Source organism: Campylobacter coli LMG 9860 (assembly GCF_000254135.1).
GTDB lineage: Bacteria > Campylobacterota > Campylobacteria > Campylobacterales > Campylobacteraceae > Campylobacter_D > Campylobacter_D coli.
In genome coordinates, this window is sequence record NZ_AINS01000152.1 from 1 (window position 1) to 650 (window position 650).

At 30.6% G+C, this 650-nt stretch carries 2 protein-coding genes; both read left to right on the top strand.

Annotated elements, in window-relative coordinates:
- Positions 1-431: hemerythrin family protein (locus CCO88_RS09850; protein ID WP_002782420.1), on the top strand; the 431-nt coding region annotated here is incomplete at its 5' end.
- Positions 432-444: 13 nt separating this feature from the next.
- Positions 445-650 (top strand): ribbon-helix-helix domain-containing protein (locus CCO88_RS09855; RefSeq protein WP_002782421.1); only part of this gene is annotated, 206 nt, incomplete at its 3' end.

The following is a 650-nucleotide window of genomic DNA, read 5'->3' on the forward strand; positions in this document are numbered from 1 at the left end:
ATTTTAATGATGAAGAAAAATATATGCAACTCATTGCTTATCCAGCATTTGAAGAACATAAAAAAATTCATAAAGAAATCATACAAACTATGATTAATCTTATTAAAGATATCAAATCTACAAATGATCTTAAGGAAAAACTTTACATCATAGCGAAAAAATGGCTTTTAGAGCACATACTCTATGAAGACATGAAGGTAGAAAAATGGAGAAGCTCTTCTTTAGCAACAGATGAAGGTAAAGATGTCAGCTTTGAAGCAGCAGATGATAGTGATGATGACAAGCCGCAATTTTATCTTTATAAATGCAATTGCCCAGGTAAAGTACATGATGTCCCTTATGGTATCCATCAAAAAATTGAATTACAAGGGCACAAATTCACTTGCAAAATCTGTAAGCAAGCAATTACATTTTTTCAAAAACATTCCTAGAAAGGTTAAGTTAATGAAACAAGAAACTAGAAATTATTCCCTTAGAATGCCTTTAGAACTTAAAGAACGCTTAGATAATTTGAGTAAAAATCTTTCCAAGCCTAAATCAAGTATAGTTAGAGAAGCCTTAGAAGCCTATCTTAACGAAATTGAAGATTTTTCTTTTGCAGTCAATGCCTTAGAAGAATTAAAAGACGGAGATTATTCAAAAGCAAGTAA